A 15,428-nucleotide genomic window follows, 5' to 3' on the forward strand; every position below is an offset into this window, starting at 1 on the left:
GGGCCGGGGCTGCCCGGAGATCCGCTGATCCGGGGGCGGGCCGGCGGCATGCCGGCGGTGCCGGTGCCGTCCGGCGTCGGAGCGGCCGCCGGGATCGGCCCGGCCGATCGGCTCATTCGGAGGCACCGTCGCATCCTGCCAACCGCGCGCCGGGCGGCTGCGCCGAGTGCACCCGAACGGGCGTGCACCGGTCAGACGAACCGGGACAGCAGCAGCACGAGCAGCAGCGCCATCACCGAGATGATCGTCTCCATCAGCGACCAGCTCGTGATCGTCTGCCCGACGGAGAGCCCGAAGTACTCCTTGACCAGCCAGAAGCCCGCGTCGTTGACGTGCGAGAAGTACAGCGAGCCGGCCCCGAGGGCCAGCGCGAGCAGTGCGACGGCCGGCGCCTCGAGTCCGGCGGCCAGCGGCGCGACGATGCCGGCCGCCGTGATGCTGGCGACGGTGGCCGACCCGGTGGCCACCCGGATGCCGACCGCGACCAGCCGGCCCAGGAGCAACGGCGACAGCGCGGCGGCCCCGGCGTAGCGGCCGACGAGATCACCGACGCCTGCGTCGACGAGGATCTGCACGAACCCGCCGCCCGCGCCGACGACGAGCAGGATCCCGGCGATCACGGCCACCAGCATCGGCACGACCGGCGTCAGCACGACCGTGACCGCCGCGGCCAGGCCCACGCGCCGGCGGGGGCGATGTCCCTGGACGCTGCGCCCGGGGGGTGAACGCCGGTGGTGCCGCGGCCGGCACGGGAGTGACGGCGGCCGTGATCACCGGGCACCCTCGGCGGTGCCGGGTGGCGGGCGCAGCCGGTCCATGACGTGGTCGGCGACCACGCGGGGGTCGCGGTCGGATGCGACGACGATGCCGGGCTCGTCGGCCTGCAGCGGCTGCAGGGTGTCGAGCTGGCTGCCGAGCAGGGAGGCCGGCATGTAATGGCCCTCGCGGGCCTCCAGTCGCGCCGCCAGCAGGTCCGGGTCGGCCGTCAGCTGCACGAACCGGACCGACGGGTGCCCGTCGCACAGCAGGTCGCGATAGCGGCGTTTCAACGCCGAGCACGTCACCACGGCATTGCGGCCCGCGGCCTCCTGCTCGCCGATCCAGCCGGCGATGCGGCGCAGCCACGGCCAGCGGTCCTCGTCGTCGAGCGGGTGCCCGCCGGCCATCTTCTGCCGGTTGGCCTCCGGGTGCAGGTCGTCGCCCTCGACGAACGGCCAGCCGGTCCGCCGCACGAGCTCGTCGGCCACTGTCGACTTCCCGGACCCGGACACGCCCATCACGACGAGGGTGGTGGTGCCCTCGTCGCCGGGCCGCGTGCACGACTCGGGGGACGAGCCTGCGGGGCCCGCCGCGTCCCCGGTATTCGCACTGCTCGCCATGGCTGCAGCATGGCCGAACCCGGCCTCGAACGCTCGCCCGCTCCGGCACCCCGTTCTCGCTGCTCACCAAGGGCACGGTGCTGGCGGGCGACCTCCCGCAGATCACCGCGGCGGCCGGGGAGCAGCTCGGTCTGCTCTGACACCGGCGCGTCATCGGCAGCACTGCACTGATGAGCGGAAACCTGCTGGCCGGCGCTCGGAGGCGCCCGGATAGCCTTTTTCCTGTGATGCGCACCCACTCCGCCGGCACCCTGCGTGCCGACAACGCCGGACAGACCGTGACCCTCGCCGGGTGGGTGGCCCGACGCCGCGATCACGGTGGCGTGATCTTCATCGACCTGCGGGACGCCTCGGGCTCGGCCCAGGTGGTGTTCCGCGAGGGCGAGATGGCCGAGCAGGCGCACCGGCTGCGGTCCGAGTTCGTCGTCCAGGTCACCGGGGAGGTCACCCGGCGCCCGGCCGGGAACGAGAACCCGGACCTGCCGACCGGCGAGATCGAGGTCCTGGCCACCGCGCTCACCGTCCTGTCGGAGTCCGCGCCGCTGCCGTTCCCGCTCGACGAGCACACCGAGATCGGCGAGGAGATCCGGCTCCGGCACCGCTACCTGGACCTGCGCCGCTCCGGCCCGGCCAAGGCGCTGCGGCTGCGCAGCGAGGCCAACCGGATCGCCCGCAACGTGCTGCACGAGCGCGACTTCGTCGAGGTGGAGACCCCGACGCTGACCCGCTCCACCCCCGAGGGCGCCCGCGACTTCCTGGTCCCCGCCCGGCTGCGCCCGGGCTCCTGGTACGCGCTGCCGCAGAGCCCCCAGCTGTTCAAGCAGCTGCTCATGGTGGCCGGGACCGAGCGGTACTACCAGATCGCCCGCTGCTACCGCGACGAGGACTTCCGCGCCGACCGGCAGCCGGAGTTCACCCAGCTCGACATCGAGATGAGCTTCGTCAGCCAGGAAGACGTGATCGAGCTGGCCGAGGAGATCATGGCCGCGCTGTGGCGCGACCTGGCCGGCTACGAGATCCCGCGCCCGATCCCGCGGATGACCTACGCCGAGGCGATGGCGCGCTACGGCACCGACAAGCCGGACCTGCGGTTCGGCCTCGAGCTCACCGAGCTCACCGACTACTTCGCCGAGACGTCGTTCCGGGTCTTCCAGGCGCCCTACGTCGGTGCCGTCGTGATGCCGGGCGGGGCCGCCCAGTCGCGCCGGCAGTTCGACGCGTGGCAGGAATGGGCCCGCCAGCGCGGCGCCCGCGGCCTGGCCTACGTGACGGTCGGCGAGGAGGGCGAGCTGGGCGGCCCGGTCGCCAAGAACCTCTCCGACAGCGAGCGTGACGGGCTGGCCAAGGCCGTCGGGGCAGAGCCCGGCGACGCGGTCTTCTTCGCCGCCGGCCACCCGGCCGATGCCCGGGCGCTGCTCGGTGCCGCCCGCGTCGAGATCGCCCGGCGGGCCGGGCTCATCGACGATGACGCGTGGGCCTTCGTCTGGGTCGTCGACGCGCCGATGTTCGAGCGAGTCCGCGACGACAACGGCAACGAGATCGGCTGGACCTCGGTCCACCACCCGTTCACCGCACCGAACGACGAGTGGATCGAGCGCTTCGAGGAGGCGCCGGACCAGGCGCTGGCCCACGCCTACGACATCGTGGTCAACGGCAACGAGATCGGCGGCGGCTCGATCCGTATCCACCGCTCCGACGTGCAGCAGCGGGTGTTCGACCTGCTCGGCATGGACGAGGCGGAGCAGCGGGAGAAGTTCGGCTTCCTGCTCGATGCCTTCCAGTACGGCCCGCCGCCGCACGGCGGCATCGCGTTCGGCTGGGACCGGATCACCATGCTGCTGGCCGGGGCCGACTCGCTGCGCGAGGTGATCGCGTTCCCGAAGACCGGTGGCGGGTTCGATCCGCTGACCCAGGCACCGGCTCCGATCACCCTCGAGCAGCGCCGTGAGGCCGGTGTCGACGCCAAGCCGCCGAAGCCGCAGCCGCCCGCCGCGGAGAAGCCCGCCGAGCAGAGCTGAGGGGGGCGGTGCTGCACCTGCGGGTGATCTGCCCGCCCGCGCGCACCGCCGCCGTCCGCGATCTGCTGCTCGACCAGCCCGGCGCCACGCACGTCACCGTGCTGCCGGGGGTCGCGGTGCGCCCGCCGGGCGACGTGGTCGAGGCCGACGTCGCCCGGGAGGCCACCGACGACGTGCTGGCGGCTCTCACCGCGCTCGGCGTCGATCACGACGGCGGGATCACCCTCGAGGCGATCGACACGACGCTGTCCGACGCCGCCGACGCGGCCGAGGAGGAGGCGCCCGGGGACGGCGGCGACGCCGTCATCTGGGACGAGGTGGTGGCCCGCACCGGCGAGGAGTCCCGGCTCTCGATCAGCTACCAGGTGTTCCTGACGATCGCGTGCCTGCTGGCGGCGATCGGTGCGATCACCGACTCCCCGGTGACCGTGGTCGGGGCGATGGTGCTGGGCCCGGAGTTCGGGCCGCTGGCGGCGGTCGCGGTCGGCCTGGTGCTGCGCCGCGGCGACCTGGTGCGCCGCGGCGGGCTGGCCCTCGGCATCGGTTTCCCGGCCGCGATGCTCGTCACCGCGGGAGCGGCGCTGCTGTTCGACGCCATGGGCCTGCTCTCCACGTCCACCCTGGACGCGCTGGACCAGGTCGACTTCATCTACGATGTCGGACCGTTCTCGCTGATCGTCGCGCTGCTCGCCGGAGCGGCCGGGATGCTGGCGCTGAGCTCGGCGAAGTCGGCGTCGCTGGTCGGGGTGTTCATCTCGGTGACCACCGTCCCGGCGGCGGCGTTCGCGTCGGTGGCGCTGGTCGAGGGGCGCTACGTCGAGGCGGGCCGGTCGGCGCTGCAGTTGCTGGTGAACCTGGCGGGCATCGTCATCGCGGCCGCGGTGGTGCTGATGCTGGCCCGGCGCTCCCGGCATCGGTGGGACCGGGGCCGGCGGCTCTCCGCCGGGTAAGGTCGTCGCCGATGGTTCGCGACCTGGCCGATTTCCCCAGGCCGGTGCTCGCTGCGCTGGCTGCCGCCGAGCGTCTTCTCGCCCGGCGCCTCGGCGCCACTGTCGTGCTCGCCGATCCGGAGGACCTGGGCGGCAGCGAACGGTCCGTGGTGGCCCGCGCCCGGGTGGCGCGCAACCCGTTCTCGCTGCCGCGCACGCTGGTCGTCAAGCACTACATCGCCGAGCCGGAGCTGGACCGGCCGGACCCGTTCCACTACGAGGTGGCCAGCTGCCAGCTGTTCACCGCGCTCCCGACCGAGGTCCGGCCCAGCCCGGTGATCATCGCGCACGATCCGGAGGCCCGGCTGCTGGTGCTCGAGGACCTCGGGCGCAGCTCGACGCTGGCCGACAAGCTGTTCGGCGCCGACCCGGCGGCCGCGCAGCGCTGCCTGCTTGGCTGGGCCCGCGCGCTCGGCCGGATGCAAGCCGCCACGGCCGGTCGGGAGAACGACTTCGGGGCGCTGCTGCGCCGGCTCGGTGAGCGCGCCTGGCGGGACCCGGTGGCCGAGGACGCCCGGGCCGCGCTGGCCGGGCTGCCCGAGCTGCTGGACGGCGTGCTCGGGGTGCGGGTGTCGGCGGCGGCGAGCCACCAGGCCCACCACACGGCCCGGTTGCTGGGTGGCACCCGCTACCGCGCGTTCAGCCCGTCCGACACCTGCCCGGACAACAACCTCGTGACCAGCCGCGGGGTGCGGTTCGTCGACTTCGAGTGGGGCTGCTTCCGTGACGTGTCCCTGGACGCTGCGTACTTCCGGGTGCCGTTCCCCGGTTGCGAGGCGAGCTTCGCGCTGCCCGACGGGATGTCCGAGGCGATGCTGGAGGCCTGGCGCGACGAGATCGCGGCGGTGTGGCCGGATCTCGACGACCCGGCGCGGCTGAACCGCAGGCTGCTCGACGCGCAGCTGCTGTGGGTGTGGCTGTGCACCTGGTGGCTGCTGCCCCGGGTCCAGGTCCGCGACACCCCCGTCGGCCCCGATGCCGGTCGTTCCCCACGGATCAGCTCCGCGCTCGCCGACTACTGGCGCCGGCTCGGCCAGGCGGCAGCCGCTGCCAAGGGCCTGGACGCCACGGTCGAGCTCGCCGAGACGGTGACGGCGGCACTGCACGAGCGCTTCCCCGACGCGCCGCCGGCGCTGCCGCTCTACCCGGCCTTCCGCAGCGCCGTCTGACCGGCACGCGACCCGCGGCCTCGTGGTTCGGGCGGCCCGGACACCGCGTCGCGGCTGCTGACCGGGGACGGGCACACCGGACGTTCCCCGAGCTGCCCGCGGCCCGTCATCCGCCGCACACCGGCGGTGAGCCCGGATGGGTGATGGTGATCGCCGTGACCGTGCAGATGATCCCGCCCACGTCACCGTCGCGCTCCTCGGACGCCCGCCGGGTCCGGGCCCTGGTCACCCTGGGCGACTCCACCACGGTCGGCCTCGGCGACCCGCTGCCCGGCGGTGGCTGGCGCGGCTTCCCGTCCCTGCTCCGCGACGCCCTGGGCGGCCCCGCCGAGGTCGCGCTCACCAACCTGTCCCGCAGCGGGGCCCGGATGGCGTGTGTCCGCCGCGAGCAACTGCCCGGTGCACTCGCAGCGCACCCGGAGGTCGCGGTGCTGTGCGTCGGCATGAACGACACCCTGCGCTCGGACTTCGACCCGGTGGTGCTGCGCGGGGACTGCGCGGCGACGGTGAGCGCCCTGCGCGCGGCCGGCGCGCACGTGCTGATGTTGCGCTTTCACGACCACACCCGGGTGTTCTGGCTGCCGGCCCCGCTGCGGCGCGCGCTGCGCCGGCGGATCGACGCGCTCAACACCGTGACCGACGTGATCGCCGCCGGGGACCCGCACGGCATCGGGGTGCTCGACCTGCACCTGATCCCGGGTGGCTACGAGCGTGCGACGTGGAGTGTGGACCGGCTGCACCCCTCGGAGCGGGGGCACCGGATGCTCGCCGCCGGGTTCGCTACCCTGCTGGCCGGCGCCGGCTTCGCGGTGCCGCAGCCGGTGAGCCTGCAGTGCTCGGGCGGACGCCAGGTGAGCGCGGCGGACCGGGCCGCCTGGCTGATCGTCAAGGGCGTGCCGTGGCTGGTCCGCCGCGGTCGCGACCTCGGCCCGGTGATCCTGGAGGGGCTGGTGACCGAGCTCGTGCGCGGGACCCCGGCCTCCGGCTAGGCCTCAGGCGGCCGACGCGTTCGGCCCCGCCGCGGCCCGGACCGCGGCCGCCTGCACCACGGCGGGCGCCGCCGCGGGCAGCGGCAGCAGCGTCTCGATCAGTTCGAGGTGGGAGCGGGTGCACGGCCCACAGATCCAGCTGACCCGTCCGTCGGGCGTGTGCCGGCTGCTCCAGCCCAGGCCGCGGATGTCGGCCGCGGTCCGGGGGCGGGCACAGAACGGGCAGGGCGACTGTTTCGCGATGTCGATGTACGCAGACGCTGGCACGGTCGTCTTACGCCCTCGTGAACGCCGCGCCCTCCGGTGTTGCGTTCGTGGGAACTCCTGGCCGGGCCTACAGCGAACGGAGGAACCGGTCCATCCGGGTGAGCGCCTCCTCCAGCAACGGCAGCGCCGTCGCGTAGGAGCACCGGATGTGTCCTTCCCCGGACGGCCCGAACACGCTGCCCGGGACCACGGCCACGCTCTCGGCCTTGAGCAGCCGCTCGGCGAAGGTCTCGGAGTCCAGCCCGGAGGACCGGATGCTCGGGAACGCGTAGAACGCGCCGCCGGGTTCCGGGCAGTCCAGGCCGATCTCGCGCAGCCCCTTGACGAAGACCCGGCGGCGGCGGTCGTAGTCGGCGACCATCTCGGCGACGTCGCCCTCGGCGGAACTCAGCGCCTCGACCGCCGCCATCTGGGAGACGTGCGGCGCGCACAGCATCGTGTACTGGTGCACCCGCACACACAGCTCGGCGACGTGCGCCGGCGCGCAGATCCAGCCCACCCGCCACCCGGTCATGGCCTGTGCCTTGGAGAACCCGCCCAGCACGACGGTGCGCTCGCGGGCCCCGGGCAGGGCGCCCAGGCAGGTGTGGGTGCCGGTGTAGGTGAGCCGGTCGTAGATCTCGTCGGAGATCAGGTAGAGGTCGTGCTGCTCGGCGAGCCGGACCAGCGCCTCCAGCGCCGCCCGCGGCTGCACGGCGCCGGTCGGGTTGGCCGGCGAGCCGATGAGAATCGCCTTGGTCCGCGGCGTGATCGCCGCGGCGACCACGCCGGCGTCGACGGCGAAGCCGTCCTCCCAGCGGGTCGGGACCCGCACCGGGGTGCCACCGGCGAACGCCACGCACGGCTCGTAGGCGACGTAGCAGGGCTCCGGGACGATCACCTCGTCGCCGGGGTTGAGCAGCACCCGCAAGGTGAGGTCGAGACCCTCGGAGACACCGGTGGTGATCAGGCACTCCGAGTCCCACGCGTAGTGCGCGTCGTAGCGCCGGGCCAGGTCGCCGCAGATGAGCCGGCGCAGCTCGGGCAGGCCCGCGTTGGACGTGTAGGTGGTGTACCCGTGTTCGAGGGCGTAGATCCCGGCCTCCCGGATGCGCCACGGCGTGACGAAATCGGGCTCCCCGACCCCGAGGGAGATGACGTCGTCCATCTCCGCGGCGATGTCGAAGAACCGGCGGATGCCCGACGGCGGGCAGGCGGCGATGACCTCGTTGAGCGGCTTCACGTACGTGCTCCTCAGGGGGTCACCGGCAGGCGGTGGTCCGGGTCGGGCTCGGCGAAGGTGTCGCCGTCGCGCTTGTGGGTCTTGAGCACGAAGTGGGTGGCGGTGGACTGCACGCGGTCGATCGTGGACAGCTTCTGGCTGACGAAGTCCGACACCGCGCGGATGGTGCGACCGGTGACGGTGCAGCGCAGGTCGTGGCTGCCGGAGACGAGGTAGACGCTACGGACCTCGTCGAACCGGGAGATCCGGGTGGCGACGTCGTCGAACCCGACCCCGCGGGCCGGTGCCACGGAGACGTCGATGAACGCGGTGACGCTGTCCTGGCCGCCTTCGCCCGCGGCGCCCTCGAACGCGTCCCAGTCCACCACCGCCTTGTAGCGGCGGATCACCCCGGACGCCTCCCACGCCGCGATCTGCGCCGTGACCTCTGCGACCGGCAGCCCGGTCATGGTCGCGATGGTGTCGTGGGACAGGTGGGCGTCGCGCTCCAGCAACTCGAGGATTTCCCGCACGTACCGACCCTACGACGCCGCCGCGGCGAGGCGGCGCACGGCGTCACGGAGCACCTCTTCGGGGTAGGACACGAAGCAGCAGCGCAGCGCCGAGCCGCGCGGCGGCCCCACCGCGAACGCGCTGCCGGGGACGAACGCGACACCGTGGGCGACCGCGCGGGGGAGCAGCGCGTCGGTGTCGGTGCCGTCGGGGAACTCCAGCCAGCAGAACATCCCCCCGGCCGGGGTGGAGCGGGTCACCGCGGAGCCGAACACCTCGTCGACGGCCGCGGTGAACGCCGCGGCCCGCGAGCGGTTCGCCGCCCGCAGCCTGTCGAGGTGCCCGGCCAGCCAGTCGTGGTCGGCGAGCAGGTCGGCCGCGATCGTCTGGGTGAGTGTGGAGCCGCACAGGTCGGTGCACTGCTTGAGACGCTCGACCGCCGCGCACACCGCACCCGGCCCCAGCAGCCAGCCCACCCGCAGGGCCGGCGCCAGGATCTTCGACACGCTGCCGAGCCGCACCACCTGCGCGCCGTGCGCGGCCACCGGCAGCGGCGGGCGGCCGTCGAAGGCGAGCAGGCCGTACGGGTCGTCCTCCACGACCAGGAAGCCGTAGGTCTCGGCGAGCGCGGCGAGCCGCCGGCGGCGGTCCTGGGCGAGCGTGACCCCGCGCGGGTTGTGGAAGCTGCTCACGGTGTGCACGAGCTTCGGCCGCAGGCCACCGGCCAGCAGCGCGGCGAGCGCGTCGACGTCCATCCCGCCGGCGTCGACCGGGACCGGGTGCAGGACGGCGCCGGCGGCCTGGAAGACCTGCAGCGCACCGACGTAGGCCGGGTCCTCGACGACGACCGCGTCGCCCGGGTCGAGCACCGCGCGGGCGAGCAGGTCCAGGGCCTGCTGGGAGCCGCTCGTGATCACCACCTCGGCCGGGGTGACCGGGCGGCGCAGCCGGCCGGACTCGTGCGCGGCGACGACCTCGCGCAGCCCGGCCAACCCGGCCGTCTCGCCGTACTGCACCGACCCCGCTGCCCGCAGCGCGCGCTCGGCGGCCACCGCGATGCGCTCGCGGGGCAACTGGTCGGCGGCCGGCAGCCCACCGGCCAGGCTGAGCACGTCGTCGCGGGCGGTGAGGGTGAGCAGGTCGCGGATCGCGGATCCGCGCACGTCGCGCAGGCGCCGGGACGGCAGGAAGGGTGGTGCGGCGGGGGACGCGGGCACGGCGGGGCTCGCTCTCGATCGTCGGTCGGCAGGACGGCGGCGCGGTGGTGGCGGTCGCCGGAACTCGCCTGCGGATCGACGGGCGAGACGACAGCGGCGTGGCCGGGGTGGGCGGCGCCGTGCGTCGATGGTGCCGCACGTTCCTGCAATGCGGAACTGAGTTCCCAGATGCTGGACTGGCCACGAGCGGGCCCGAATGGTTGATCATGGCGCTGACCAGTACCGCTAGGGTCCCGGCCCATGGCGATGTATCCCCCGACCGGCAGCTACGACCACCCGGCGTCGGCCGATCCGCTGGTCCCGCTCGGCTTCGACCAGTGGATGTCCAAGGTGCTCGGCGTGGTCCGCCGGAGCTGGCAGCCGCTGGTGGTCGTCCAGGTGGTGGCCGCGTTGCCCGGGCTGCTGCTCAGCGGGGCCGCCGAGTGGGTCGTGCTCGGCGGCGCGCCGCCCGCCCCCGCCGACGCGGTCGGCGCCGGGCTGGCCGGGGGCCTGATCGCGATCGTGTTCGCGCTGTTCGCCCAGGGGGCCTCGGTCTTCGTCGCGATCCGCGACGCCGTCGGGCGGCCGGTGCCCGCCTCGGACGCGCTGCGGTTCGCCGCCGGCCGGGCGCTGCCGCTGCTCGGCTGGGGGCTGCTCGCGGGCCTGATCGCGATCGTCGGCTACGTGCTGCTGATCCTGCCGGGGATCTACTGCACGATCGTGTTCGCCGCCGCCCTCACCGGCGTCGTCATCGTCGAACGCGGCTCGATCGACCGCGCCTTCACCCTGGTGAACCGCCGCTTCCTGCCCACCGCGGGCCGGTTGCTCGTCATCGCCGTGATGGCGTTCGCCTACTCGATCGCGGTCGGCGTGATCGTCTCGATCTTCACCGAGCCGGGCGGCTTGGCCGAGCGGCTGCTCACCGGACTGCTCATGCTCCCGGTCTCCCTGGTGTCGGTCGGGGTCGCCGTCGTGACCTACGCCGAACTGCGGTTCCACGAGAACCCGTCGGTGAGCAGCGGGTGGCTCGCGGCCGAGCTGGAGCGCTGAGCACCCGTCCCGCCTGATGCCCCGGTCGTGGGCGGTTCCGGAGATGTCGGTGTCCGATGGCAGGCTGGAGCTCGATGCACCCCGATTCCGACAGCCTGTTCGACCTCGGCGTCGTCGACGAACCCGCGCAGGCCCCCGCCGACGACCGGCCCACCGCCACCGCGCCGCTCGCGGTGCGGATGCGGCCGCGTTCGCTCGACGAGGTCGTCGGGCAGAAGCACCTGCTGCGCCCCGGCGCCCCGCTGCGCCGCCTCGTCGAGGGCGGCGCGCCGGCCTCGGTCCTGCTCTACGGCCCGCCCGGAACCGGGAAGACCACCCTGGCCCGGCTGATGGCCGGCGCCGGCGGCGGCAACCGGCACTTCGTCGCGCTGTCGGCGCTCTCGGCCGGGGTCAAGGAGCTCCGCGCGGTGATCGAGGACGCGCGCCGCCGGCTCGACCGGCACGGCCGGCCGACGGTGCTGTTCATCGACGAGGTGCACCGGTTCTCCAAGACCCAGCAGGACGCGCTGCTCGGCGCGGTCGAGGACCGGCTGGTGCTGCTCGTCGCCGCGACCACCGAGAACCCCTCGTTCTCCGTCGTGGCGCCGCTGCTGTCGCGGTCACTGGTACTGCAGCTGCAGTCCCTCGACGAGGATGAGCTGCGCGAACTGCTGCGCCGCGCGGTCGCCGACCAGCGCGGGCTGAACGGCACGGTCGAGCTGACCCCGGAGGGTGAGGGCACCCTGGTGCGGCTCGCCGCCGGCGACGCCCGCCGCGCGCTCACCGCGCTGGAGGCCGCGGCCGACGGCGCACTCTCCGACGGCTCCGCGACGATCGACGTGGCCGCCGTCGAACGGGCCGTCACCGAGGTCGCGGTGCGCTACGACCGGGCCGGCGACCAGCACTACGACGTGATCAGCGCGTTCATCAAGTCCATCCGCGGCTCCGACCCGGACGCCGCGCTGCACTATCTGGCCCGGATGATCGTCGCGGGGGAGGACCCGCGGTTCATCGCGCGCCGGCTGATGGTGCACGCGAGCGAGGACATCGGGCTCGCCGACCCGACGGCGCTGCAGGCCGCGGTGGCCGCCGCGCAGGTGGTGCAGCTGGTCGGGATGCCCGAGGCCCGGATCGCGCTGGCCCAGGCCACCGTGCACCTGGCCACCGCACCCAAGTCGAACGCGGTGATCGTCGGGATCGACGAGGCGATGGCCGACGTGCGGGCCGGGGCCGTCGGCGCGGTGCCGCCGCACCTGCGCGACGGGCACTACGCCGGAGCGCAGAAGCTCGGCAACGCCGTCGGCTACCGCTACCCGCACAACGCCGCCGAGGGGGTGCTGGCCCAGCAGTACCCGCCCGACGCGCTCGTCGGGCGGGACTACTACCGGCCCACCGCCCACGGCGCGGAGCGGACCCTGTCCGAGCGGCTGCCGAAGCTGCGCCGGGCGGTGCGCGGCGAGCGCCCCTGACCCCTGGCCGGGGAGCGATCAGACGGGGTCGCGGACGAGGGGGCAGCTCATGCACCGTGGGCCGCCGCGGCCGCGGCCCAGTTCGCCGCCCGGGATCTCGATCACCTCGACGCCGTTGCGGCGCAGGTGCGTGTTCGTGGTGACGTTGCGCTCGTAGGCGATCACCACACCCGGTTCGACGGCGAGCACGTTGCAGCCGTCGTCCCACTGCTCGCGCTCGGCGGCGTGGACGTCCTGCTCGGCCGTGAGCACCCGGATCGAGTCCCGCCCGAGCGCGGCGGCGATCGCGGCGTGCATCTGCTCGGGCGGGTGGTCGGTGAAGGTGAACTCCTTCTCGCTCTCACCCGGCTCGATCGTGTACGCGGGCAGCATCCCCAGGCCCGCGTACTCGGTGAACGTCCCCGGGTCGACCATGGTCATCACGGTGTCGAGGTGCATCAGCGCGCGGGTCTCCGGCAGCCGCAGGGCCACGATCCGGTCGACCTCGCCGCCGGCGAACAACCGCTGCGCCAGCCGCTCGACGCCCTGCGGGGTGGTGCGCTCGCTCAGCCCGACCAGCAGCGCACCGTCGCCGAGCACCAGCATGTCGCCGCCCTCGGTGGTGGCCGGCCCGTTCACCGAGCCCTCCGACCACACCGCGAAGTCCGCCCCGGCGAACAGCGGGTGCCACCGGTAGACCGCCTCGTAGTGCACGGTCTCGCGCATCCGGGCGCGCTTGCGCATGCTGTTGATCGCGACGCCGCCGTAGAGCCACGCCGAGGTGTCGCGCGTGTAGAGGTGGTTGGGCAGCGGCTCGAGGACGAAGTCGTCGGGGTCGAGCACGTGGATGACGATCGACCGGGGTTCGGGGATGCGCGCCAGCAGTTCGCGCTTGGTGATGCCCGCGATCAGATGGTCGGTGAGCGTGTCGTCGTCCATCGCGTCGAAGGCGTTGCGCAGTGCGTCGATGGCGAGCGGGCCGTAGACGCGGTCGTCGAAGATCCGGTCGAGGATGAACTTCTTCGCCTCGGGGATCTCGACGGTGCGCCGCAGCAGGTCGCCGAACAGGTGCACCGTGACCCCGCGCTCGCGCAGCACCGCGGCGAACGTGTCGTGCTCCTGCTGGGCGCGCTGCACCCACAGCACGTCGTCGAACAGCAGCCGGTCCTTGTTGCCCGGCGTCAGCCGCTTCAACTCCAGGCCCGGCCGGTGCAGGAGCACCTGGCGGAGCCGGCCGACCTCGGAGTCCACCCGGTAGGGGCCCATGCGTCCATCCTGCGCCGGAGGTGGACCGGATGTCGCGCGTCGATGGTGTGATGGGCCGGTGCGCCTGGACCGGTTGGACGAGCAGATCGTCGCGCTGCTGGTGGACGACGCCCGGCGCAGCTACGCCGACCTGGGCGCGCAGGTCGGGCTGACGGCGTCGGCGGTGAAACGCCGCGTCGACCGGTTGCGCGAGGGCGGCGCGATCACCGGGTTCACCGTGCGGCTCGACCCCGGTGCGCTGGGCTGGACCGTCGAGGGCTACGTCGAGTTGTACTGCCGGTCGAGCACCCCGCCGGAGGTGATCCGCGCCGCGGTGGCGCGGTTCGCCGAGGTCGTCGACGCCAGCACGATCTCCGGTGACGCCGATGCGATGCTGCGCATCCTGGCCGCCGACATGCGCCACTTCGAGCGGGTGCTCGAGCAGATCGGGGCGGAGCCGTTCGTGGCCCGGACCAAGTCGGTGCTGGTCTTGTCGCCGCTCTTACGGCGCGCGGCCGGTCCGCTGCCCAGCTGACCGGCAGGGGCGGGGTCAGGGACAACGAACACAACGAATCGCCGTCACGACGGGCGAACACGCAACGAATCGCCGTCCGCCCGCAACGGATCGTGATTGTCGCCTCGTCTACGCGTTCTTAACGTAGAGCGTGACCGGGCCCCCGACGTCGCGGCCGCCCGCACCCCACCCACGGAGCGAGCCCGTGACCAGCGTCCTGCCCCGACCCGCCGGAACCCGCGCGCCGGGGTGCGCGCACCGCGACCCGCCGGCACTACCTGATGTGCCCGCCGGCGTACTTCGCCGTCGAGTACTCGACCAACCCCTGGGTGGTCCCCGGCGTGCCGGTCCGGCCGCGGCTTCGACCCCGTCCCCGTCGACCTGTCCGAGCTGCTCAGAGGCGGCGGCGGACCCAAGTGCTGCACGCTGGAGGTACGCGCATGACCCTCATCGCCGAGAACCCGACCCTGCGCCACGAGCGCCTGATGGCCGAGCATTCCGCGCACAACTACCACCCGCTGCCGGTCGTCATCGCCGAGGCCGGCGGAGCCTGGGTGACCGACGTCGGGGGCCGTCGTTACCTCGACTGCCTCGCCGGCTACTCGGCGCTGAACTTCGGCCACGGCCATCCGGCGCTGCTCGCCGCCGCGCACCGGCAGCTGGACCGGGTCACGCTGACCAGCCGCGCGTTCGGCAACGACCAGCTCGGGCCGTTCTGCGCCGAGCTCGCCGAGCTCGTCGGCAAGGACATGGTGCTGCCGATGAACACCGGCGCCGAGGCCGTCGAGACCGGGCTCAAGGTCGCGCGCAAGTGGGGCTACGAGGTCAAGGGCGTCCGGGAGGACCGGGCGCGGGTCGTCGTCGCCGCGCGCGCGTTCCACGGCCGCACGATCAGCATCGTCAGCTTCTCCACCGACCCGCAGGCGCGCGGCGGGTTCGGCCCGTTCACCCCGGGCTTCACGGTCGTCCCCTACGGCGACGCCGACGCGCTGCGCGCCGCGATCACCCCCGACACCGTCGCGGTGCTGATCGAGCCGATCCAGGGCGAGGCCGGCGTCGTCGTGCCGCCTGCCGGGTACCTGCCGGCGGTCCGGGAGATCTGTTCGGCAGCGGACGTGCTGTTCGTCGCCGACGAGGTGCAGTCCGGGCTGGGGCGCACCGGGCACGTGCTGGCCACTCGCGCCGCGGGCACCGATGCCGACGTCTATCTGCTCGGCAAGGCGCTGGGCGGCGGTATCACGCCACTGTCCGCGGTGGTCGCCGACGCCGACGTGCTGGGGGTGCTGCGCCCCGGGCAGCACGGCAGCACGTTCGGCGGCAACCCGCTGGCCTGTGCGGTCGGCCGGGCCGTCGTGGCCCTGCTCGACGGCGACGCCGCCGGGTTGCTCGCGAGGGCCAGGTCGTTGGGCGAGCTGCTGCACGACCGGCTCGCCGGGCTGGTCGGGCGGGGCGTGCTGGCGGTGCGGGGGGC

At 73.8% G+C, this 15,428-nt stretch carries 14 protein-coding genes and 2 pseudogenes; 9 read left to right on the forward strand and 7 right to left on the reverse strand.

Features of this window, described 5'->3' with window-relative positions; translation table 11 throughout:
• Positions 1–191 precede the first annotated feature (191 nt).
• Both HF526_RS32585 and HF526_RS32590 read right to left on the reverse strand, forming a co-directional pair.
• A pseudogene (locus HF526_RS32585) lies at positions 192–617 on the reverse strand (GntT/GntP/DsdX family permease); the annotation flags it as partial.
• Between the two features lie 153 nt (positions 618–770).
• Positions 771–1,379: a gluconokinase gene (locus tag HF526_RS32590; protein ID WP_169385507.1), complete on the reverse strand. Its 609-nt coding sequence runs from the start codon at positions 1,377–1,379 to the stop codon at positions 771–773.
• Positions 1,380–1,603: 224 nt separating this feature from the next.
• On the opposite strand from HF526_RS32590, the gene aspS reads away from it, so the two are divergent.
• From aspS to HF526_RS32610, 4 genes are all read left to right on the forward strand, one after another.
• Complete coding sequence (gene aspS, locus HF526_RS32595) at positions 1,604–3,397, forward strand: aspartate--tRNA ligase (protein WP_169385508.1); 1,794 nt, start codon at positions 1,604–1,606, stop codon at positions 3,395–3,397.
• 8 nt (positions 3,398–3,405) lie between these two features.
• Positions 3,406–4,347 carry a DUF389 domain-containing protein gene (locus HF526_RS32600; protein ID WP_169385509.1) on the forward strand — a complete coding sequence of 314 codons (942 nt, stop codon included), beginning with the start codon at positions 3,406–3,408 and terminating at the stop codon, positions 4,345–4,347.
• Positions 4,348–4,358: 11 nt separating this feature from the next.
• Entirely contained in the window at positions 4,359–5,555 is a 1,197-nt protein-coding gene (locus HF526_RS32605) for a hypothetical protein (RefSeq protein ID WP_169385510.1), read from the forward strand.
• Positions 5,556–5,710: 155 nt separating this feature from the next.
• Positions 5,711–6,544: an SGNH/GDSL hydrolase family protein gene (locus tag HF526_RS32610; RefSeq protein WP_338051913.1), complete on the forward strand. Its 834-nt coding sequence runs from the start codon at positions 5,711–5,713 to the stop codon at positions 6,542–6,544.
• A 3-nt stretch (positions 6,545–6,547) separates the two neighbouring features.
• Here the strand turns inward: HF526_RS32610 and HF526_RS32615 are convergent, their stop codons facing one another.
• The 4 genes from HF526_RS32615 to HF526_RS32630 form a co-directional block, all read right to left on the reverse strand.
• Complete coding sequence (locus HF526_RS32615) at positions 6,548–6,811, reverse strand: hypothetical protein (protein ID WP_169385511.1); 264 nt, start codon at positions 6,809–6,811, stop codon at positions 6,548–6,550.
• Positions 6,812–6,878: 67 nt separating this feature from the next.
• Positions 6,879–8,033 carry an aminotransferase class I/II-fold pyridoxal phosphate-dependent enzyme gene (locus HF526_RS32620; protein WP_169385512.1) on the reverse strand — a complete coding sequence of 385 codons (1,155 nt, stop codon included), beginning with the start codon at positions 8,031–8,033 and terminating at the stop codon, positions 6,879–6,881.
• Between the two features lie 11 nt (positions 8,034–8,044).
• Entirely contained in the window at positions 8,045–8,545 is a 501-nt protein-coding gene (locus tag HF526_RS32625) for an Lrp/AsnC ligand binding domain-containing protein (RefSeq protein ID WP_169385513.1), read from the reverse strand.
• A 9-nt stretch (positions 8,546–8,554) separates the two neighbouring features.
• On the reverse strand, positions 8,555–9,742 hold the full coding sequence (locus HF526_RS32630; RefSeq protein WP_169385514.1) for an aminotransferase class I/II-fold pyridoxal phosphate-dependent enzyme: 1,188 nt from the start codon (positions 9,740–9,742) through the stop codon (positions 8,555–8,557).
• A gap of 240 nt (positions 9,743–9,982) precedes the next feature.
• Between HF526_RS32630 and HF526_RS32635 the strand changes: the two genes are divergently transcribed.
• The gene (locus tag HF526_RS32635) at positions 9,983–10,771 is read left to right on the forward strand and encodes a hypothetical protein (RefSeq protein WP_169385515.1); all 789 of its coding nucleotides are present in this window, start codon (positions 9,983–9,985) and stop codon (positions 10,769–10,771) included.
• Positions 10,772–10,845: 74 nt separating this feature from the next.
• On the forward strand, positions 10,846–12,219 hold the full coding sequence (locus tag HF526_RS32640) for a replication-associated recombination protein A (protein WP_169385516.1): 1,374 nt from the start codon (positions 10,846–10,848) through the stop codon (positions 12,217–12,219).
• Positions 12,220–12,237: 18 nt separating this feature from the next.
• On the opposite strand, the gene HF526_RS32645 is transcribed toward HF526_RS32640, so the two are convergent.
• Positions 12,238–13,464: an arginine deiminase gene (locus HF526_RS32645; RefSeq protein ID WP_169385517.1), complete on the reverse strand. Its 1,227-nt coding sequence runs from the start codon at positions 13,462–13,464 to the stop codon at positions 12,238–12,240.
• A gap of 58 nt (positions 13,465–13,522) precedes the next feature.
• On the opposite strand from HF526_RS32645, the gene HF526_RS32650 reads away from it, so the two are divergent.
• The 3 genes and pseudogenes from HF526_RS32650 to rocD form a co-directional block, all read left to right on the forward strand.
• Entirely contained in the window at positions 13,523–13,978 is a 456-nt protein-coding gene (locus HF526_RS32650) for an Lrp/AsnC ligand binding domain-containing protein (protein WP_169385518.1), read from the forward strand.
• A gap of 333 nt (positions 13,979–14,311) precedes the next feature.
• Positions 14,312–14,401: pseudogene (locus HF526_RS37580) on the forward strand (amidinotransferase); the annotation flags it as partial.
• Positions 14,398–15,428, forward strand: a 1,031-nt coding sequence (gene rocD, locus HF526_RS32660) for an ornithine--oxo-acid transaminase (protein WP_169385519.1), incomplete at its 3' end; no start/stop codon positions are given. The pseudogene HF526_RS37580 and the gene rocD, both read left to right, overlap by 4 nt.

Source organism: Pseudonocardia acidicola, assembly GCF_012911935.1.
GTDB classification, from domain to species: Bacteria; Actinomycetota; Actinomycetes; order Mycobacteriales; family Pseudonocardiaceae; genus Pseudonocardia; species Pseudonocardia acidicola.

Coding starts and splice junctions, on each gene's coding strand:
- HF526_RS32635 (WP_169385515.1), top strand. CDS start 9,983: ATGGCGATGTATCCCCCGACCGGCAGCTACGACCACCCGGCGTCGGCC.
- HF526_RS32640 (WP_169385516.1), top strand. CDS start 10,846: ATGCACCCCGATTCCGACAGCCTGTTCGACCTCGGCGTCGTCGACGAA.
- HF526_RS32645 (WP_169385517.1), bottom strand. CDS start 13,464: ATGGGCCCCTACCGGGTGGACTCCGAGGTCGGCCGGCTCCGCCAGGTG.
- HF526_RS32590 (WP_169385507.1), bottom strand. CDS start 1,379: ATGGCGAGCAGTGCGAATACCGGGGACGCGGCGGGCCCCGCAGGCTCG.
- HF526_RS32605 (WP_169385510.1), top strand. CDS start 4,359: ATGGTTCGCGACCTGGCCGATTTCCCCAGGCCGGTGCTCGCTGCGCTG.